Here is a 280-nt window from a genome sequence, read left to right as displayed (position 1 = left end):
ACCGAAGAGGCTTGGTGCGAATTTGAATCCAAGGGTGGTGAGCACGTCTTCATCCTCGAACAAATGATCGGCGGCATCGTCGGCAATTCCAAACGACGTCCCGAGGTTGGGGAATCCGTCGTCGCGATCTCCTATCAAGGTTCCGACAAGTGGGAGCTGCTTTCCCCGGGCAAGCGGAAGGTTTCCTACACAGACAAGGGATGGGCGGACTACGAGAAGGAGCGCCGCAATTGGCTGGTCGGATTCAACCAAGAACGCCGCGCCGATGTCAGTGCCAAGC

Annotated in this window: 1 protein-coding gene; it reads left to right on the top strand. The window is 57.5% G+C overall.

Annotated features, from left to right (window positions below; translation table 11 throughout):
• A partial coding sequence (locus tag L5849_RS15785; protein WP_236926313.1) for a hypothetical protein occupies positions 1 to 280 on the top strand: 280 nt, incomplete at both ends.

It is taken from the genome of Erythrobacter sp. SN021 (genome assembly GCF_021864455.1).
This window is presented reverse-complemented; position numbering and strand designations above follow the sequence as displayed.